The sequence below is a fragment of the Flavobacterium sp. HSC-32F16 genome (assembly GCF_024171645.1).
GTDB lineage: Bacteria > Bacteroidota > Bacteroidia > Flavobacteriales > Flavobacteriaceae > Flavobacterium.
The window spans coordinates 150,712-172,263 of sequence record NZ_JALKAC010000008.1; the positions used below are offsets into that span (position 1 = coordinate 150,712).

14 protein-coding genes are annotated in these 21,552 nt (G+C 33.9%); 6 read left to right on the forward strand and 8 right to left on the reverse strand.

The window, feature by feature from the left end; translation table 11 throughout:
- Nucleotides 1-54: 54 nt before the first annotated feature.
- The 4 genes from L1276_RS19615 (at nt 55) to L1276_RS19630 (ending at nt 9,460) form a co-directional block, all read left to right on the forward strand.
- Nucleotides 55-1,011, forward strand: a complete 957-nt coding sequence (locus L1276_RS19615) for a GSCFA domain-containing protein (protein ID WP_253790844.1) — start codon at nt 55-57, stop codon at nt 1,009-1,011.
- 247 nt (nt 1,012-1,258) lie between these two features.
- On the forward strand, nt 1,259-6,370 hold the full coding sequence (locus tag L1276_RS19620; protein ID WP_253790846.1) for a translocation/assembly module TamB: 5,112 nt from the start codon (nt 1,259-1,261) through the stop codon (nt 6,368-6,370).
- The gene (locus L1276_RS19625; RefSeq protein ID WP_253790848.1) at nt 6,354-8,672 is read left to right on the forward strand and encodes a BamA/TamA family outer membrane protein; all 2,319 of its coding nucleotides are present in this window, start codon (nt 6,354-6,356) and stop codon (nt 8,670-8,672) included. Before L1276_RS19620 ends, L1276_RS19625 begins: the two co-directional genes overlap by 17 nt.
- 158 nt (nt 8,673-8,830) lie before the next feature.
- Nucleotides 8,831-9,460, forward strand: a complete 630-nt coding sequence (locus tag L1276_RS19630) for a DUF4230 domain-containing protein (protein WP_253790850.1) — start codon at nt 8,831-8,833, stop codon at nt 9,458-9,460.
- A gap of 287 nt (nt 9,461-9,747) precedes the next feature.
- Here the strand turns inward: L1276_RS19630 and L1276_RS19635 are convergent, their stop codons facing one another.
- From L1276_RS19635 to L1276_RS19645, 3 genes are all read right to left on the reverse strand, one after another.
- Nucleotides 9,748-11,520 carry an aromatic amino acid hydroxylase gene (locus tag L1276_RS19635; protein WP_253790852.1) on the reverse strand — a complete coding sequence of 591 codons (1,773 nt, stop codon included), beginning with the start codon at nt 11,518-11,520 and terminating at the stop codon, nt 9,748-9,750.
- Between the two features lie 138 nt (nt 11,521-11,658).
- Nucleotides 11,659-12,105, reverse strand: a complete 447-nt coding sequence (locus L1276_RS19640; protein ID WP_253790854.1) for a hypothetical protein — start codon at nt 12,103-12,105, stop codon at nt 11,659-11,661.
- 83 nt (nt 12,106-12,188) lie between these two features.
- Nucleotides 12,189-12,599, reverse strand: coding sequence for a group III truncated hemoglobin (locus L1276_RS19645; RefSeq protein WP_253790856.1), 411 nt, complete (start codon nt 12,597-12,599; stop codon nt 12,189-12,191).
- Between the two features lie 382 nt (nt 12,600-12,981).
- Here L1276_RS19645 and L1276_RS19650 point away from each other — a divergent pair, with 382 nt between their 5' ends.
- Nucleotides 12,982-15,129 (forward strand): RICIN domain-containing protein, encoded by a 2,148-nt coding sequence (locus tag L1276_RS19650; RefSeq protein ID WP_253790858.1) that lies wholly within the window; start codon nt 12,982-12,984, stop codon nt 15,127-15,129.
- A gap of 86 nt (nt 15,130-15,215) precedes the next feature.
- Here the strand turns inward: L1276_RS19650 and ilvA are convergent, their stop codons facing one another.
- The 5 genes from ilvA to L1276_RS19675 form a co-directional block, all read right to left on the reverse strand.
- The gene (ilvA, locus tag L1276_RS19655; protein WP_253790861.1) at nt 15,216-16,460 is read right to left on the reverse strand and encodes a threonine ammonia-lyase IlvA; all 1,245 of its coding nucleotides are present in this window, start codon (nt 16,458-16,460) and stop codon (nt 15,216-15,218) included.
- Between the two features lie 355 nt (nt 16,461-16,815).
- Nucleotides 16,816-17,355, reverse strand: a complete 540-nt coding sequence (locus L1276_RS19660) for a DUF4136 domain-containing protein (protein WP_253790863.1) — start codon at nt 17,353-17,355, stop codon at nt 16,816-16,818.
- A gap of 123 nt (nt 17,356-17,478) precedes the next feature.
- Nucleotides 17,479-19,455, reverse strand: a complete 1,977-nt coding sequence (locus L1276_RS19665; protein ID WP_253790865.1) for a urocanate hydratase — start codon at nt 19,453-19,455, stop codon at nt 17,479-17,481.
- A 466-nt stretch (nt 19,456-19,921) separates the two neighbouring features.
- Nucleotides 19,922-20,896, reverse strand: coding sequence for a D-glycerate dehydrogenase (locus L1276_RS19670; RefSeq protein ID WP_253790867.1), 975 nt, complete (start codon nt 20,894-20,896; stop codon nt 19,922-19,924).
- An 11-nt stretch (nt 20,897-20,907) separates the two neighbouring features.
- Entirely contained in the window at nt 20,908-21,087 is a 180-nt protein-coding gene (locus L1276_RS19675; protein WP_095928730.1) for a DUF5522 domain-containing protein, read from the reverse strand.
- Between the two features lie 116 nt (nt 21,088-21,203).
- Here L1276_RS19675 and L1276_RS19680 point away from each other — a divergent pair, with 116 nt between their 5' ends.
- On the forward strand, nt 21,204-21,545 hold the full coding sequence (locus tag L1276_RS19680) for a hypothetical protein (RefSeq protein ID WP_253790869.1): 342 nt from the start codon (nt 21,204-21,206) through the stop codon (nt 21,543-21,545).
- The last annotated feature ends 7 nt before the right edge of the window (nt 21,546-21,552 follow it).

Consider the following 21,552-nt stretch of genomic DNA (forward strand, 5'->3'; position numbering starts at 1 on the left):
TTTGGTTTTTTTATTGGTGAAAATTGGTGAAATTCGTGTTTTAATTTACAAACCATGCAGTTCAGAACCCAGATCCCAATTTCAAAAAGTAATACTCCAATCGATTATAATTCGAAAATACTTTCTGTAGGTTCTTGCTTTGCAGAAAATATGGCCGGGAAATTTGACTATTTTAAATTTCAGAACGAAACCAATCCATTCGGAATCATATTTAACCCTGTTTCAATTGAGAAAATATTTCGAAGAGTTTGTGAATTGGATTTCTATCAGGAAAAAGACGTTTTTTTTCATAACGAACGCTGGCACAGTTTTGAGGTTCATTCTGACTTAAGTAATGCCGATAGACAAGAATTGCTGGAAACGCTTAATAAAGCTATTTCAGAAACTAACAAGCAGCTAAAAGAAGCATCTCACATCATTATTACATTTGGAACCTCTTGGGTTTACAGAAATCTGGAAAGTACAGAAATCGCTGCCAATTGCCATAAAGTGCCCCAAAAGCAATTTTCAAAAGAATTATTATCAGTTGATGTAATTGAGAAAAGCATCCAAAATACAATAGATTTAATTCAGATCCTGAATCCAAATATCAATTTCATTTTCACGATTTCGCCAGTACGCCACATCAAAGATGGCTTTATAGAAAATCAATTGAGTAAATCACATTTATTCACTGCATTGCATTCCGTTCTGAATACTGAACACTCAAAACTGAACACTGAATACTTTCCTTCTTACGAAATCATGATGGACGAACTTCGTGATTATCGTTTTTATAACGAAGATATGTTGCATCCTAACCAAATCGCGATCGATTATATCTGGAAACTTTTCAGCGAAAATTATATTTCGCAAGAAAGCATCTTCACAATGCAGGAAGTAGACGAGATTCAGAAAAGTCTGCGCCATCGCAGCTTTAATCCCGAATCAGAACAACACCAAAAATTCCTGGCTAAATTGCAGCAGAAAATGAATCTTTTAGGAGAAAAGATTTCCCATATTCAATTTTAATTTTCAGTCAGCATTGCTTTTAACAATGCTTGCAACCCAAACATTCTTATAAAATATTAGGTACAAAAACTTTGCGCCTTAGTGCCTTTCGGCTGTAATATAAAGTAAGAAATTAACTATTTAACAGTAAAATTTTAGAATAATTGATAATAATTATGTAAATTGTTAAAGCTTTAATTTTACATTTTTGTAGAATGTATAACTCTGCTTTTTTCAGAAGCAATTTAATCATGTATTTTATTGACGTATGAATAAGAAACCCATTCATTATTTAAAAAAAACACTTCGTATACTCTTATGGTGCGTGGGTTCTGTGGTTGTTCTTTTATTACTTCTTATCATCTTAATTCAGGTTCCTTCGATTCAGAATTTCGCCAAAGACAAAGCGATTTCGTATCTCCATAAAAAAATTAAAACCAAGGTTTCTTTAGATCATATTTCTATTAAATTTCCAAAAGATGTAGTTCTGGAAGGTTTTTATTTTGAAGATCAAAAAAAAGATACTTTACTGGCTGGTAAACGATTAGAAGTCGATGTTGATCTTTTTAAATTAGTCAGCAGCGAACTCGAAATCAATTCCGTTTCTCTTGAAAACGTAAAAGCCAATATTTCCCGAAACAAAGACGGCATTTTCAATTTTGATTATATCATAAAAGCATTCGAATCAAAAGAACCAAAAGTAGAAGATCCAAATGCTAAACCATTCAAAATATCAGTTGTAAAAGTAAATCTGGATAACGTCAATTTTAATTTTAAAGACGATTTTTCTAAAAATGACATTGCCGTAAAACTAACGCATTTCGACACCAAATTCAATAAATTCGATTTGGATAAAATGGATTTTGATATTCCTAATATCGATTTGAACGGATTGAAATTAGTTTTAAATCAAGATGTTGTAGAGCAAATAGCGGTTGTTTCCGTAAAAACCGTCGATACAATTTCAAAACGAAAAGACTTCAAATTAAAACTAGGTAAAATCAGTTTGTCAAAAATTGATATTGCATATGATAATAAAGATTCCAAATTAGATTCAGGAATAAAACTCGGCAATCTGGATTTATCCGTTAATGAAATTGATTTAAACAAACAGCTTTTAGATTTCGATACTTTCGAATTAAAAAACCTAAGCGGAAATTTACGATTAGGAATAAAAGATAAACAAATTCAAGCGCCAAGTTTAGATACAACAGCCATTAAACAAGCCGGATGGAAAGCAAAACTAAACAAAGTAAACATACAAAATATAGCTTTTAAATTTGATGATATGCGATCGAAGCATGTTGTAAAAGGAATCGATTACAGTCATTTAGATTTAAGCAGATTCAATCTGGAAGCCGAGAAATTGTTGTATGGCAATGATACCATTTCGGGAAATATAAAATCACTTGCAGCAATAGAAAAAAGCGGTTTGAACATTCAGTCTTTAAAAACAGATTTTTTCTACGGTCCTAAAAACGCCTATTTAGATAATTTGTATTTAAAAACGCCGCAAACTCTTGTAAAAGATAAAATTAAAGTAGAATACAAATCACTTGCCGCGCTTCAAAAAGATATTGCCAATCTTGCTGTTGATGCTAATTTAAAAGATTCAAAAATAGGATTTAAAGATATTTTGTTATTCGTACCCGATTTACAAAAAACAAATCCGTTTAAAAGTAATCCCAACGCCGTTGTATACATAAACGGCCGAGTGAGCGGAAAAGTAAAGGATTTGAATATTCCGAAATTTGAAATGAGCGGAATAGGAACCACAAAAGTTTCCCTTTCGGGGAAGATAACCGGATTGCCTGATGCTCAAAAGGCCTATTACGATTTGGATATTAAAAACATTTCGAGCACAGCAAAAGATATCAATACGTTTGTGCCGGCCGGAACAATTCCTAAAAACATTCAGCTTCCATCGCAAATAAACCTGCAGGGAAAATTTAAAGGCTCTGTTCAGAATTTTAAAACCAATCTGGCTTTAAACAGTAGTTTCGGAAATGCAAAAGTCGACGCTTTATTTGACCAGCGTGTTAAGAAAAAAGAGAAATACGACGCAACAGTTTATTTATTAGATTTTGATTTAGGCCGATTAATCAAAAATGATTCAATTGGAAAAATTACGCTTAAAGCGAAAGTTAAAGGAAACGGTTTAGACCCAAAAACAGCAAAAGCAGAATTGGATGGAATTGTTCAAAAAGCAGTTTTTAACAGATATACTTATAGAGATTTAGCTTTAAAAGGAAATATTGCAAACGGTTCATTCGCAGTAAAATCTGGAATGAAAGATCCGAATTTGAATTTTGATTTAGTGGCAAGCGGAAATACACAAGAAAAATATCCGTCAGTAAAATTAAAGTTAAACCTCGATATCGCCGATTTAGAAAAACTGAATCTGCATGCCGGACCAATGAAACTTCGAGGGAATATCGATGCAGATATTACCAATAGTAATCCCGATTACTTAAACGGAAAAGTATTCCTTTCGAATGTGCAGATTTTACAGGACAAAGAACCAATCGTTTTAGATTCGGTTCGTGTAATAGCATTTTCAGATAATACTCGAAATAATATTAAAGTTTCTTCTCAGTTTTTAAAGGCTGAAGTTGACGGAAAATACAAATTGACGACACTTGCTGCAGCGATGAAAAAATCGTTGTCAAAATATATCGATTTGAAAAATCCGAAAGCAAATGGAGAATCAGATGAGCAAAGATTGTCTTTTACGTTAACTGTAGACAACGATCCGATTTTGTTTAAATTAATTCCGAAACTAACAGGTTTAGAGCCAATTAAAATCACAGGAAAATACAATAACGTAACAGATTCTTTAGAAGTTAGAGGAACAATTCCGAGAATTACTTACGCTGATAATACTATTTCTGATGGAAAAATAAATATCGAAGCAAAAGAAAATGCTTTAGAATATTCTATTTCTATCGCGACAATTGAAAGCGGTTCTTTAAAAATTCCGTTTACAAGTTTAACAGGACAAGTGCAGAATAATATTTTGACGTATGCGCTTGATGTTCAAGATGCCAAACAAAAACAACAATATTATATTGCAGGTGAATTTAAAGCAGAAGATTCTAAAAACATCTTAAAATTAGATGCCGAAAATTTCGTCTTAAACTACGATAAATGGACGGTTGATCCAGAAAATGCAATCGAATTTGGAGATAAACGACTTTATGTAAACAAATTCAATTTGAGCAATAGCGGCAATGAATTAAAAGTTCAGTCTCAGGGAAATCAAGATAATGCGCCTTTACAAGTTGATTTTGTAAACTTCAAAATTGAAACCATTATGAATATGGTTAAAAAGGATGAACTTTTAATGCAAGGTTTAATTAACGGAAATGCATTGGTTGAAAACGTAATGACCAATCCAACTTTTACATCCGATTTAAAAATAGATGATTTTACTTTTAAAGGTGATAAAGTTGGCGATTTAGAAATCAAAGTAGACAATAAAACGGCCAATACACTTGCCGCAAATGTAAGTTTAAGTGATGAAGGAAATGATCTTAAACTGACTGGTGATTATAAAATGGATTCTGGGAATTTTGATTTTGATGTCGATATTAATAAGTTGAATATCAAAAGCATTCAAGGTTTCAGCATGGATAATATCACAGAAGGAAAGGGATATTTATCAGGGAATTTTAAAATAACGGGAAATACAACAATGCCAAAAATTGACGGAGAACTGAATTTTAATGATGCCGCTTTTAGGGTAACGCAGTTGAATTCTTATTTTAAAATTGGAAAAGAAAAAATCACGTTTAATAACGAAACGATTTCATTTGATAAATTCTCTCTTTTTGATGAAAATGATAATGAATTGTACGTAAACGGAAATATCAAATCGGCTGATTTTAGAAAATACAATTTCGATTTATTGGTTGAAGCAAATGATTTTAGAGCAATTAATTCGAAGGCAAAAGACAATGATTTATTCTACGGAGATTTGTTTTTAGATACAAAACTAAATATCAAAGGAGATTTGGACAGTCCAACAATTGATGGAACACTTAAAATCAATAAAGAAACCAAATTTACAGTGGTTATGCCCCAGTCTGATCCATCAATTGCAGATCGAGAAGGAATTGTTGAATTTGTGGATGAAGATAATCTATATCTAAAACAAACAGTTGATATGCAGAATCAATTGAATCAATCTGAAATAAAAGGAATGAACGTAAATGTAGCCATTTCTATTGATAAAGAAGCAGAATTAACTTTGCTGATTGATAAAGCAAACGGCGATTATTTGAATTTGAAAGGAGAAGCAGAATTAGTTGGAGGAATCGATCAATCTGGAAAAACAACTTTGACTGGAAAATATGAGTTTTCGGAAGGTGCTTACCAAATGAATTTCAACGGAATCAAAAGAAAGTTCGATATTCAGAAAGGAAGTTTTATTACCTGGAATGGTGAGCCGACAATGGCAACTTTAAATATTACAGCTATTTATAAAGTAGATACAGCTCCAATTGACTTGTTAGGAAATCAATTGAAAGGAGAATCTCAAACGGTACAAAATACATACAAACAGAAACTTCCTTTTCAGACTTTATTGAAAATGAACGGAGAGTTATTGAAACCAGAAATTTCTTTTGGAATTGTACTTCCTGAAGGCAATTATAATGTTTCTTCGGATGTTGTAGAGCTTACACAAGCCAAATTAAAACAATTAGAACAAGATCCGGCAGAATTAAATAAACAGGTTTTTGCCCTTTTATTATTGAACAGATTTGTGGGTGAAAATCCGTTTTCAAGCGAAAGCGGCGGTACAAATGCAGAATCTTTTGCAAGACAAAGTGTGAGTAAGATTCTTTCGCAGCAATTAAATAACCTTGCTGGAGATTTAATTACAGGATTTGAAGTCAATTTCGATTTAGAATCAACCGAAGATTACACAACAGGAACCATGCAAAATAGAACCGACCTGAATGTTGAGGTTTCTAAAAAATTACTAGACGATCGATTGAAAGTTACCGTTGGAAGCAGTTTTGGAGTTGAAGGGCAAGAACGAGCAAATGAAGAAAGTACCAACATTGCGGGCGATGTAGCATTAGATTATCAGTTAACAAAAGATGGCAGGTATATCGTTCGTGCGTATCGTAAAAATCAATATCAGGTTGCAGTTGAAGGTCAGGTTGTAGAAACTGGAGTCGCCTTTGTAATTACAATGAGTTACAATAAGTTCAGAGAGCTTTTTCATCGTACAGAAGAGGAAAAAGAATTAATTCGAGAAGAAAAAGTTCGCAAGGAAAAAGAAAAGAAAAAGAAGCAAGAGACCAAAGAAAAAGAAAAACTGAAGGAGAACGAAGAAGAAAATCAAATTAAAGGAAATGAGCAAAAAACATAATCATATAAAACCATCTTATATAAAGTGTATCGCACTGCTTTCTTTGTTTTTTGTTGTTGGATGCAGTAATACTAAATACCTTCCGGAGGGCGATTTACTTTACACAGGAGGTTCAGTTACTATAAAGGATTCGATTATGAAAAAGAAAGATCGAAAAGCTTTGGAGACTGAATTGGAAGGTTTATTGCGCCCAAAACCGAACAAACAGATTTTTGGTTTGCGTCCTAAATTATTGATTTACAATCTCGCCGGAGAACCAAAAAAAGAAAAAGGAACACGATATTGGCTGCGTAACAAAGTGGGAGAAGCGCCCGTGCTTTTTAGTCAGGTTGACTTAGATTATAATGCTTCGGTTTTGAGAAACTTTGCCGAAAACAGAGGTTATTTTAAAGTCAGAGTTAGTGCCGATTCAACTGTCAGCAACAAAAGAGTTACGGCAGAATATACCGTTATGCCTAGAAAACAATACATTATAAAAAGTGTGACTTTTCCAGATGATTCTTTAAAAATGTCTAAGATCATTGCAAAAAGCCACAGAAGAAGTTTATTGAAAGTTGGAAATCCATATGATTTGGATGTTATAAAAGCAGAAAGAGAACGAATTGATGCCCGATTGAAAGAAAGAGGATATTTCTACTTTAATCCAGATTATATTTTAGCTAAAGTCGACAGCAGTAAAGGTGATCATGAAGTAAAGATCAGATTAGTTATAAAAGATGATACGCCTGTTAAGGCAATGACAGCTTATAAAATTGACAAGATTTTTGTGTATCCAAATTATTCTCTGACGAATGATAGTGCGGTTTACAGAAAAAGAAATATTACGCAGTATAAAGATTTTACTATAATTGATACTACAGAAACTTTTAAACCAAGAATTTACGACCGAACGATTTACTTTAAAAAAGGCGATGTTTACAACAGAAAAGATCATAATTTAACTTTAAATCGATTTGTAAATCTTGGAACTTTCAGTTTTGTAAAGAATGAATTTAAACCATCAGATTCTATTCCGAATGCTTTAAATTCTTATTATTATCTGACACTTTTACCCAAAAAATTTATTCGTGTTGAAGTGATCGGAAAAACCAATTCGGCAAGTTATACAGGAACAGAATTAAATCTAAACTGGAATAATCGAAACTTTTTTAAAGGAGCAGAATTATTTACGGCTTCAGTTTTTGGAGGAGCAGATTTTCAGTTGGGAGGAGCAAATAAAGGCAAAAATATTTATAAACTCGGAGGAGAAGTGAGTTTGACTTGGCCACGATTTATTTCACCTTTTAATATTGAAGGAAACAGCGAATTTGTACCGAGAACGAAAGCGACATTACGTTATGAATATCAAAAAAGAACACAATTATATGCACTAAATTCTTTTAATGCTTCTTTTGGTTATTTGTGGAAAGAAAACATTCGTAAAGAACACCAATTGAATGTGATTGATATAACATATGTAAGTCCAAATCATGTTACGCCAGAATACATGGCAGATATTGAAGAAGATGAAGCGTTAAGAAGGGTAATCGAAAAACAGTTGATTTTTGGTCCGACTTATAATTATACGTACACCAATACAATGCAGAAACGCCGAAAAAATACGATCTATTTTAACGGTGAATTAGATTTGGCAGGAAATTTAACGGGTATGATAACGGGAGCAAATATCAAAAAAAATGATACGATTAAGATATTTGATGTTCCTTTCAGCCAGTACGTAAAAATAAAAACTGATTTTAGACATTATCTAAAACTAGGAAAAGAAAGCGAACTAGCCAGCAGATTAATAGTCGGAGCTGGATTTGCCTACGGAAATTCAAATGCACTGCCAACCTCAAAACAATTTGTTGTTGGTGGAACCAATAGCATTAGAGCATTCCGAGCAAGAACTTTGGGGCCGGGGAGTTATGTTATTCCGCCTCCAACAAACAATAATTTCACTCCAGATCAATCAGCCGATTTAAAGTTAGAATTCAATACCGAATATCGAGCGAAGCTCTTTAGTATCGTAAGAGGAGCTGTGTTTTTAGACGCAGGAAATATTTGGCTTCTTCATGCCGATCCTAATAAACCTGGAGCTGAGATTTCAAAAGATTTTATGAAAGAATTGGCCGTTGGAGCAGGAGCAGGTTTACGCTTCGATTTGTCATTCTTAATCTTGAGAACAGATTTAGCGATTCCGCTTAGAAATCCTTCTTTACCAGACGGACAGCGATGGGTTATTGATGATATTAATTTCGGAAGCAGTTCTTGGCGAAAAGACAACCTGATTTTAAACATTGCTATTGGATATCCATTTTAAAATTTTTTGCCACAAATTTCATGAATTTTCACAAATTCACTATGCTGTATTTATTGATTAATTTCGATTTGATTTTCAAAAAAATTAGTGGAAATTAGTGTAATTCGTGGCAAAAGAAACAAAAAAAGAAGTAAATTGGTCTTTAAATATTTTAAGGAATGCAAAACTTGATCAAAAGAATTATTGGAGTTAGTGTCATCGTTTTATTAATTGTTTTGGCATTTAAATATTGCCAGTTCAAAAAAGAAGACGATTCAGATATTCAGTATAATACCAATTTAATTCAGCAGCAAATTCTTAATGTTGGAAAATTGGTTGTCACCGAAGGACATTTTTCAGAAGTGATCACGTATAAAAATCAGCAGAAATATTTGATGGATATGGTTTCTTTTGAGAAGAAAGCATTGGTTGTGGTAAATGCAAATGTTACGGTTGCCTACGATTTGCATCAAATGAAATATGACATCGACGAAAAAAACAAAACGATTACGATTTTAAATATTCCAAAAGAAGAAATTACGATTAATCCCGATATTCAGTTTTATGATGTCGAACAAAGTAAGTTGAATCCGTTTACGGGGGAGGATTATAATAAAATCAATAAATCGGTAAAGGCAAACTTAGCCAAGAAAATCGAAAAATCAACCTTAAAAACAAACGCCCAAAACAGATTAATAAGCGAGCTGTCTAAGATTTTAATTATGACAAATTCAATGGGCTGGAAACTGCAATACAACGGGAAAACTATTGAGTCAGAAACGGAGCTAAATCAGGATTTGAAGCTTTAGTTTGAGGTTCAAAGGTTCAGAGGGTTTTTTAGGTTTTCCGATTGTTATTAGATAAAGATTTATTAAATTGCCTCCTGCTTTAGCTGGAGGTATTTATAATGCAAACTAAAAAGGCTTTAGCCAAAACTCATTTTTTGGCTAAAGCCCCTTGCTGGCTTTAATTTTCTCCTCCAGCTAAAGCGGGAGACAATTAAAAAGGGTTTCTTTGTGAGATTAAAAAATTTGGACAAATCATTTTAAATCTGTAAAATCTGCGGGCAAAAACTAAACGATAAAAACTTCGCGTCTTAGTGCTTTTGTGGCAAATGCGGCAAAGAACGATCAAAAATCAAATCCAATCCGCCGGAAATTAAATGTGCCGTTTCAGGACGTTTTTCTTTCAATTGAGATAAATATACTATTACTTCGTGTAAAAGCGGGCTTAAAGAATCCGTTAAAAGTTCTGCAATTTCAAGAGCTAAAAGCCAATCGTTTGGATGATTGTTTTTTAATTTGTTAAATATTAATTGAAGCTCTGTTTTAATACTATTGTTCTTTCTGATTTCCCTAACGGCGGCATATAAACTTTCTAATTCATCACGCTCATCAGTATGTTTCGCTTTAATAGTTTTAGTTGTTGGGACAATATTAAGCAAGTCAAAACTATTTACATCGGCTGGACCGGAAAAAGCCGAAATCACTTTTTTTCCAATTGCCATATCATAATTTCCCCAATCAGGCTGAAATAAAACAGTTTCGCCATGGGTTACAGTACAATTTCTAAAACTGATTAAAATAATTTCTCCGTGTAAGTTTCGGGAACCCGTAATAATTTCACCTTCCACAATAATATTGCCTTCAAATTCCAGTTTTACCGTTTCGTTTTCAACAATGCTGTAAGCCTGCAAATCCTTCGGACTCATGTCTTCAATTGCCAGATTAAAACCTTTCAGTTTCCCAATCGGACTCCCGAATCCATGTGGATGCGTTAAAGTTCCGTGTCCGACTAATTCTTTTTCACGATACGACAAGGCTGTTTTTCCTGTTGTTTGAATGTAAACCGGTTTTCCTTCATCTTCAATGACATTCGTAAAAACCCCTGAAACTTGTAAACCAGTACTCAATTCAATTGTACCTAAAGCATTCGATTGAATCAGTTTTTTAATTCCCGAAAGACCTCCGGTACGTAAAGCCATTTTATTAGCAAACTCTTCCAGAATCAAACTTAAATAAGAAAAATTTGGTGTTACATAAAGTTGAGGCTGCAGCTGCGTAATATCAAAATTTTGATTGGCAGCCGAAATATCATAAGGGATTTTCTTTACATTATCTGTCATGCACCAAGCACTTTCTCCAATCGAAGAAAGTAATCCGGCACCATAAATTTTTGGATCTTCAACCGTTCCAATCAAGCCGTATTCAACCGTCCACCAATGCAGGTTTCTAATTTGAGCCATTTCAGACAATTCGCCCATATCATTTTGTAAATCGGCAACTGCTTTTTCGGCTTCGTCAATTTTTTCCTGCGGCGTATCTTCGGCTTCTTTTAAAATAGAAAGCAAACGAATCGCTTCATACATTTGATAATCTTTATGAGAAGAAATTGCTTTACAGCCAATTTCACCAAAACGTCTTAAATATTCTGCATATTCTGGATTGGCAATAATAGGAGCGTGGCCGGCACCTTCGTGAATAATATCTGGAGCGGGAGTATATTCAATATGTTCTAATTGACGAATATCCGAAGCAATAACCAAAACATTATAAGCCTGAAATTCCATAAAAGCATTTGGCGGAATAAATCCGTCGACAGCAACTGCAGCCCAGCCAATTTCAGTTAAGATACGGTTCATTCCGTACATACTCGGAATAGAATCAATTTCGATTCCCGTTTTACGTAAACCCTCCAAATACGAATGATGCGCGACTTTTGAAAGATAATCTACATTTTTGCGCATAACATATCGCCAAACCGCCTGATTAATTGGTGTGTAATCACTATAGTCCTGAGGTTTAATAAATTGCTTTAAATGTTTTGGCAATCGTTCTAATAACGGATTGGTTTCTATAGATGCATTCATTTCGAAAACGTTGTAGATTAGAATGTAAAATTACGAATTTAGGTCGCTAATTTTTGCTGTTCATCACAAAATTTTTATTCGAAAGTGATTTTTATTGCGTTTTTATAGATTTTAAAGAGTTAATAGAAAATAGTAATTTTAGCAGTCATTGTTTTCGAAACTTACTTTTTCCATTGTTTTTTCATAGCTGTCAACCTCTTTTTTGGTCATTGAAACTTCTTTGATATCTACTTTTAATTGTTTTTTAGCATCGGAACTAATCCATAAACCGGTAAAAGTATTTCCGTTTTTTTGTAAAATTAAAACGCCGGTGAAATTATGTTCAACCATAACAAATTCATTTTCTTTCTTTTTGCTCTGAGTAGGATAAATTTGAATCCAATTGTTTGATTTATTGTATCGGTACATTGCAGCATACATTAAATCGGCAGTACATTGATTTTCTTCTGCCTGGATATAAACAGTTATTGGTGTTTTTCCGTCAATAGTTCCTTTGTATAAATTAGAAACCCTTGATTGAGATTGTGCGTTTAAATGATTAAAAATAGAAAAATAGAATAGAAAGAACAGGATAACTTTTTTCATTTTACTTATTGATTTTTGATAGAATTTGGATTAATCAAATTTATTTAAATTAAAATAGTATCCAATCTTATTCTAAAATATTTTTAAGATTTACCTGATGAATTTCTTAATTCGTTTTCAGCATTTCTAAAATATTCAATTTTATGGCTGAACATAAAAGCCATATTGGTTGCGCGCATTTTGGCTTCTTCGGTAATTACGCCTGTAAATTGAGCATCTATTGTAGTATTGAAGATTTGTATCCAGCGTTCAAAATGAGTTTTATCAACTGGTAATTGTTTGTGCGGAGGAAATGGAGTTCCGGAATAAGCACGAACATCAAATAAAATAGTCTGCCAGAATCCATACATTTTTTGCAAATGCGGTTCCCAGCGATCTTGCAGTTTGTCATTAAAAATAGGACCTATTAAATCGTCTTTTCTAACATTAGCATAAAAGGTATCAACCATTTGTTTAATATCGTCTAAGGTTGAAATATCTTTAAGTTCTGACATGATTTTCTATCTAAAATTGAATTGCAAAAATACGTTATAACTCCAAGTTTATTCTATGATATTTGTCATTTGTGAAAATTTTATCAGAGCATAAAAGAAGCTAAACTCTCCATTTTAAAGCTTATTTGTAATGTATTGTAAATGTGCTAAAATCAGAAAGCATTTTTTTACTGTTTTTTAGTTTTAAGGTATTGATTTTTAAATGGTTGAAAAAAATAAAGATAAGTTTTTGTTAAGTTAATTTTTACAAATGATGTGTATTTGTAAAGTTCGATTTATATCGATTTCGTTAGAATTAAATTATTTTAGATGAATTTTAATAAAATTAATCACAATAAAATGAGAAAAATTTAACTATTTAACAACCACAAAACCTTGAAAAATGCACAAAACTACTAAAAAACCTGCCAATCGATTGAAAAGCATAATGCAAGTTATTATAATGCTTTTATTTATTAATGCTGGCGCTCAGACTGTAACGCCTTTTATAACATCGGGCGATCAGACCAGACTATTACAGCAACAAGCGGCAGTAAGCTTTGGAATCAATTCCGGAACCAATCCTTCTACTGTTACAGTTAATGCAGGAACTACTTACCAGACAATGGACGGATTTGGTTACACGCTTACAGAAGGTAGTGCTGAAGTGATCAGCGGAATGGCTGCAGCACAGCAGAATCAATTATTAAATGATTTATACAATCCTGTTGCAGGACTAAATGCAAGTGTAATTCGTATTAGTATTGCTGCTTCAGATTTGAGCAGTTCTTCTTATAGTTATAATGAAACTTCGGGAGATACCAACATGAATAATTTTAGTCTCAACGGACCGGATTTAACTTATTTAATTCCGATTATAAAAAAAATCCAGCAGATTAATCCCAACATTAAAATATTAGCAACACCTTGGTCAGCGCCACGCTGGATGAAAACTAATAATTCATGGATTGGAGGAAGCCTTCAAACACAATATTATGCTGCTTATGCGAGATATTTTGTAAAATACATTGCAGCAATGCAGTCGCAGGGAATTCCGATTTGGGGAATCACACCGCAAAACGAACCAGAAAATCCGCATAATGAGCCAAGTATGCTGATGAATTCTACAGAGCAGAAGAATTTCATTAACCAACAGCTTGGGCCGCAATTGGCCGCAGCAGGTTATGGAGGTGTAAAAATTATTGCTTTTGATCATAACTGCGATAATACAGCATATCCAATTGATGTTTTAAACAACAGCAGTTATGTAGATGGGGCAGCATTTCACTTGTATTTGGGAAATATTTCAGCTATGTCTACAGTTCGAAATGCAACCAATAAAAACGTTTATTTTACAGAACAATATACAGGTTCGGGCGGCAGTTTTAGCGGTGATTTTGGCTGGCACATGCAAAACGTTGTTATTGGGAGTACCAACAACTGGTCTAAAACAGTTTTAGAATGGAATGCAGCAAATAATTCCAGTTTAGGACCACGTACACCTGGAGGATGCAATACTTGTTTAGGAGCAATTACGGTAAATAACAGTACAAGTTATACTAAAAATGTGGCTTATTACATTATTGGTCAAATCTCGAAATATGTAAAACCGGGTGCAGTAAGAATTGGTTCTTCTAGCACAAACGGGAGTATTTTATCAGTTGGATTTAAAAACCCTGACGGATCTATTGCTCTGGTTGTTTATAACTCAGGCGGTTCATCAAATACAATAAAAGTTGTTTCGGGATCATCTGCATTTAATTACGCCGTTCCCGGATTATCTGCAGTTACTTTTACGTGGGGAGCAGGAACGACGCCTCCAACAGGTTTTCCTGGATATTATAATGTTATTTCAAGAAACAGTAATAAAGGACTGGATGTGGCAGATAATTCAACCGTAAGCGGCGGAAGAATCCAGCAATATGATGTAACAGGCGGCGGCGGAAATAACCAGCGATGGAAGTTTGTTTCTGATGGAGCAGGGAATTATTACATAATAGTAAAATCAACCGGAATGTATCTGGCAGTTGAAAATAATGGAACGGCAAATGGATTGAAAGTACAGCAAAAAACGTTCTCGAATTCTAATGAATTTAAATGGACAGTGGAAAGCCTTGGTGGAGGATACTATAAGATTACCAATGTAAATACAGGGAAGTCACTTGATGTTGAAAATGTTTCTACAGCAAATGGAGCAAATATTCAGGTTTGGGATTATACAGGCGGATTAAATCAGCAATGGCAGCTTGTTCAGGTTGAGTCTACGGCAAAAAAAGCTTTATGGATAAATCCGGAAGAAAATGAAAATACAGCCGATATGGCCATTTTTATTGATGAAGTAAGCGGCCATTTAAAAATTGAAACGAATCATGAAGGAAGTGCCGATGTGCAAATATTTAATGTTAGCGGACAAAGTGTATTGAAACGAAGCGTAAATTTTGTAAAAGGAAATCTTTCTGAAATAGAGGTCTCAAGACTTCCAAAAGGAGTTTATATAGTGAGAGTAAATGACGGTACGGGGTCTTATTCTAAAAAAGTATTAAAACAATAATTATCAATTCAGGATTCAATTAGTAATTTTATATTGGTGATTAAAAGGCTGACTAATTATTTAGTCAGCCTTTTATTTTATCATCATTATCCAATCAATTGGGTAAACAAATCCTGATTGTCATTTAAATATTGAAATTCAAAACCGTATTGCGTCATTTTCATTTTAATAGGCAGAATGTCTTTTTTCTTTTTCAATTCTAAACCAACTACAACAGAACCTACTTCACGACTGTTTTTCTTGGCAAACTGAAAATAGGTTATGTCATCATCCGGACCTAAAATATTATTTACAAATTCTTTTAAAGCTCCCGGACGCTGTGGAAACTGAATCATGAAATAATGCATTAAACCTTCATATAATAAAGAACGTTCTTTTATTTCGGCTGTTCTTTCAATATCATTGTTGCTTCCGCTCACCACACAAACCACATTTTTTCCTTTAATTTTATCTTTATAAAAATCCAAAGCTGCAATGGTTAATGCGCCTGCAGGTTCTACAACCATCGCTTCTTCATTATATAATCGTAGAATTGTCGTGCAGACTTTTCCCTCAGGAACCAAAATAATGTCTTCCAGATTATATCGGCATATTTCAAAAGTTTTATCGCCAACTTGTTTAACTGCCGCACCATCAACAAATTTATCGATTGTTTTTAAAGCGGTATTTTTATTTTCTTCAATTGAAGTTTTCATTGAAGGCGCACCTTTGGGCTCAACGCCGATGATTTTAGTATTCGGGCTTAAATGTTTGAAAACTTCAGATAATCCAGAAGCCAGTCCGCCGCCGCCAATTGGCACAAAAACATAATCAATAGTTTCTTTAAAACTTTCGAGAATTTCTAAACCAACCGTTCCTTGTCCTGCGATTACTTTTTCGTCATCAAAAGGATGGATAAAAGTTTTATGATTTTTGATGGCGTCTGCCGTTGCCGAAGCATAGGCATCATCAAAAGTATCTCCGGTTAAAACAATTTCTACAAATGATTTTCCAAACAACTGCACTTGTTTTACCTTTTGTTTTGGAGTGGTTTTAGGCATATAAATTTTACCTTTTATATGCAGAAGGTTACAGGAGTAAGCAACTCCTTGAGCATGATTTCCGGCACTTGCGCAGACAATTCCGTGTGCTTTTTCCTTTTCATTTAAAGAAGAAATCTTATTGTAAGCACCTCTAATTTTGTATGAGCGAACAATTTGCAAATCTTCCCGCTTTAACAAAATAGTCGATTTGAATTCGTCTGAAAGATTCAAATTTTGAGTTAAAGGTGTCGCTGCAACTACATCTTCAAGCTGCTTTTTTGCATTAAGTACTTCGTTAAATAAACTCATGATGTTTTGTTTTTTGCCATGAATTACACCAATTTCCACTAATTTTTATTTAGAAGCTGCACAGAGTAATTCGTGCTAATTGTGTAATTTGTGGCGACATTTAAATTATTTTTAAAATAAAAAACCTCCCGATGTGGGAGGTTTTTATAAATTATATTTTACTTATTTATATAACACCTCGCCATCATTGCTGAATTGCAATAATGCTGATAATCGCGATAATAATGTTATTAAAGTTTTTCATTTTTAATTGATAGAGTAACAAATGTACTTATTTTTTCTGAAGTAATAAACAGCTGTTTTTAAGTTTTGAAAAAAAACTGAAAGCTGAAAAACGGACAATCGAGACTGAATACTACTTTTTAACCGGAGGATATTGAGCCAGAATTTTGTTTACAAATTCACCAATTTTTTCATCTTTTTTATCAATGTTGCGGGTTAGCGTTCCTTGACCTTCACCTTGCCAGATCATTTCTTTCTTTTTAGCATCGATTAAGTCAATGTAAAGAGTTCCTTCTGTAGAAGTTGAAACAGTGGTTTGATTTCCTCCGTACATCATCCACGGATTCCAACCCCAACCCCAACCGTAGCCCCATCCAGCGCTAAATTGGTTTACATTTACTTGTTCTCTGGATTTAGTAAAAATATTTACCAATAAATCAGGATTATCGCTTTTGGTAAAACCTTTGGCCTGCATTTCGTTATCTATGGCGTGAAGTATACGTCTTTTATCCAAATCAGAAATTTCTACTTTATCAATTCCGGGCTTAAAAAAAGCGTAAGTCTTGTAAGGCGCAAAATCGACATTTTTGTCGTAATCAGAATATACAGTAACACTGCTGCATGAAGAGAGAATCATAAGCAGTAAAATCGGAACTAACTTGAATGTTTTCATATTATTGGAAATTTAATGTTCTCTTTATATCTGTCAGTCTGATCGTAGTCGAAGTCCTTGTAATTTCTATAAGCTTTCAACTCCGCTCAGGTGACATCTTATTTTAATGATAAATCTCTTTGACTAAAGTAAGCCTTCATCTACAAAGTTAGGTAAAGTTACTTTAAGTAATGGCTCAACTTCCATTGCTCTTTTTATGGCAAAAACGGCACCTTCATTTCGAGCCCAGCTTCTTCTTGAAATTCCGTTGTTAACATCCCAGAAAAGCATTGAAGCTAAACGCTTTGAAGCCTCTTTAGAACCATCAAGAACCATACCAAATCCACCGTTTATAACCTCTCCCCAGCCAACGCCGCCACCATTATGAATGGATACCCATGTTGCTCCTCTGAAACTATCGCCAATTACGTTGTGAATTGCCATATCGGCTGTAAAACGAGATCCGTCGTAAATATTTGAAGTCTCTCTGTAAGGAGAATCAGTTCCCGAAACGTCATGATGATCGCGTCCTAAAACTACTGCACCAATTTCGCCTTTTGCAATCGCCTGGTTAAAAGCTTCAGCAATTTTGGTTCTTCCTTCAGCATCGGCATAAAGAATTCGTGCTTGAGAACCTACAACCAGTTTGTTTTCCTGCGCGCCTTTAATCCATTTAATGTTATCCTGCATTTGCTGCTGAATTTCATTTGGAGCGGTTTCTGCCATTTTTTCTAAAACTTCACAAGCAATTGCATCTGTTTTTAATAAATCTTCTGGTTTTCCTGAAGTACAAACCCAGCGAAAAGGCCCAAATCCGTAATCGAAACACATTGGTCCCATAATATCCTGAACATAGCTAGGATATTTAAAATCGATATTATTTGCTGCCATTACATCTGCGCCGGCGCGTGAAGCTTCTAATAAAAAGGCATTTCCGTAATCGAAAAAGTAAGTTCCTTTTGCAGTATGTTTGTTAATGGCATCTGCATGACGACGCAACGTTTCCTGAACTTTTTGTTTGAATAATTCAGGATTTTCGGCCATCAAATCATTGGCATCTTCAAAAGAAATTCCAACAGGATAATAACCTCCTGCCCACGGATTATGAAGTGAAGTTTGATCTGAACCTAAATCAATTTTGATATTTTCCTGATCAAAACGTTCCCAAACATCAACTACATTTCCTAAATAAGCAATCGAAACGGTTTCTTTATTGGCTTTCGCCAAAGCTACTCTGGCAACCAATTCATCAGTAGAAGTCACCACTTCATTAATCCAGCCTTGTTCGTGACGAATTTTAGTGATTTTCGGATTTACTTCGGCGCAGACCGTAATACAGCCTGCAATATTTCCAGCTTTTGGCTGTGCGCCAGACATTCCGCCAAGTCCGGAAGTTACAAATAAATTGCCTTCTGGATTTTGTTTTATTTTTCTAAATCCGTTTAAAACGGTGATTGTAGTTCCATGTACAATTCCCTGCGGACCAATATACATATAACTTCCCGCAGTCATTTGTCCGTATTGCGAAACTCCTAGCGCATTCATTTTCTCCCAATCGTCAGGTTTAGAATAATTTGGTATAACCATTCCGTTGGTAACCACAACTCTTGGAGCTTCTTTATGAGAAGGGAATAGTCCCATCGGATGTCCAGAATACATCGTTAAAGTTTGCTCATCTGTCATTTCAGACAAATATTGCATCGTCAATAAATATTGTGCCCAGTTTTGAAAAACTGCCCCGTTTCCGCCATAGGTAATCAATTCATGCGGGTGCTGCGCCACAGCATAATCCAAATTATTTTGAATCATGTGCATAATGGCTTTTGCCTGCAATGATTTTCCTGGATATTCATCAATCGGACGTGCGTACATTCTGTAATCTGGACGAAGACGGTACATATAGATACGTCCGTATTTTTCTAATTCTTCTGAAAATTCAGGAATTAATTCGGCATGATGTTTTGGATCAAAATAACGCAATGCATTTTTTAAAGCCAGTTTTTTTTCTTCTGCCGAAAGAATTTCTTTTCGTTTCGGAGCATGATTAATAGCAGGATCGTATGCTTGCTTTGGAGGCAATATAGATGGAATTCCTTGTTGTATTTGTTCTTTGAAAGTCATTTTTTTTTAGAGATGCTAAGTTGCTAAGGTTATAGGATGCTAAGATATTTTAGTTAGATTAACAACAGATTAATTTTTTGTTCTTTAAATTATGTCGCCCCGCTGGGGCTTATATGTGACAAATGTTTAAATGATTTCTATAAATATGTCGCTCCCCTGGAGCTGATGAAACAAAGCCTTGGAAAGGCGAAATAGGTATAGAAAAACAAAAATCGCCTCAGTATAAAAGCTCCAGCGGAGCGAAATATTAGCCGACGTAATTGGAATTTAAAATTTGGAATTTATTTTAATTGTCACATTTTAAAATTGTCACATTTTCTAATTAAAAAACTAGGGATAACGGATATCCGACCTATGATAGGATTTGTGGATCGTAATCCTAAATTTTCTCGAACGAATATCCATGTATAATTTTAGATTTTAGATTTCAGAAATTATCTAATTGACTAATTATCTCATTCTCTAATTAAGAATAAACCTCTTCGTTAACACAAAACGGCATTTTTTTGCCTTCAATAACAGCAATTACATTTTGCGCCGCACAAACGGCCATTCCGTTTCTGGCTTCGTATGTTGCTGAACCAATATGTGGTAAAACACAGCAATTAGGAATCGACAATAACGGATTATTTGGCTTCATTGGTTCTGGATTTGTAACATCGAGTCCCGAGCCCCAGATTATATTATTTGTTAATGCGCGAAATAAATCGTCTTCGTTATGAAATTTTCCTCTTGCGGTATTAATGAAAATCGAATTCGATTTCATTTTAGCGAAAGCATTTTTATTGAAAATTTCATTGTTCTCTTCGCTGTAATTAGCATGAATACTCAAAACATCACTTTGAGAAAGTAAGGTTTCAAAATCAACTAATTTCGCATCCAATTCTTTTTCGGCAGCTGCATTTTGAGAACGATTATGATAAATAATATTCATTCCGAAAGCAGCTTTGCATTTTTGCGCCATTTCAAAACCAATTCTTCCCAAACCGAAAATCCCTAAGGTTTTACCATAAAGTTCCTGTCCTAAATTGGCTAACGGATCAAAACTTCCCCAATCGTTGTTTAAAATCCTTTTATGATTGTAGAAAGATTTTCTCGCAACACTTTGCATTAATAAAAAAGCAGCATCAGAAGTGGCTCTGCTTAAAACATCTGGCGTATTTCCAACAGGAATTTTTCTGGTGTTTGCCGAAGCAATGTTTACAGAATCGAATCCGACAGAAAATAAAGCAATCCCTTTTAAATTGGGACACTGCTGAAAAAAATCTTCATCTAAATTATTGGTTCCAACATTTAAAAGAACATCATTTTTCTGGCAGATTTCTATAAAATCCTCTCTTAATAATACATTCTCAGTTGGATTTATTGTTAAGTTGATTCCTTTTTCTTGAAGCAATAAAAGACCTGCTTCGGGTATATTTTTATTGATAAAAACGTTCATTTTGTTGAGGTCTAATTTTTATTTATTCTTCCAGTTTTTTTATCATATCCGTACGGACAATGACGGCAGCCGCTTTTACAGCAATACCCTCTTTTTAAATGATGTTTTTCGGTAAAGCATTTGTAACCTTCGGGCGTATAGTAAAAATCTTCGCCTTCGATTAATTTATTTTCATTACTTTGCTCTTTCATAAATCTGCTTCGCGTTCTATTTTAATAAGCTTTAAAATCAAAAATATAAATAATTGATTGTGTTTTTATTGAAATAGAACAATTTTATAGCTACAAATTTATAAATTTTACAGCCAATGTTTCTGATTGTTGCCAAATATTTAATTCCGAAAGGATATCGTGGAATGGCTGTATTTCCGTTTGTTTTGGTGAAATATGATTTGGACAAAACTAATGGCGTTTTCGTGAATCATGAAAAAATCCATTTGAGACAGCAGTTAGAACTTTTAATAATTCCGTTTTTTGTCTGGTATTTTTTAGAATATTTAATTCGTTTGATTCAATATAAAAATGCAGGTTTAGCGTATCGAAATATTAGTTTTGAAAGAGAAGCTTACGATAAAGAATCGGATCTAAATTATTTAAAAAACCGATCTTTTTTTCAGTTTTTACATTTCATAAAAAGCAATAAGCATTAAAGGTATT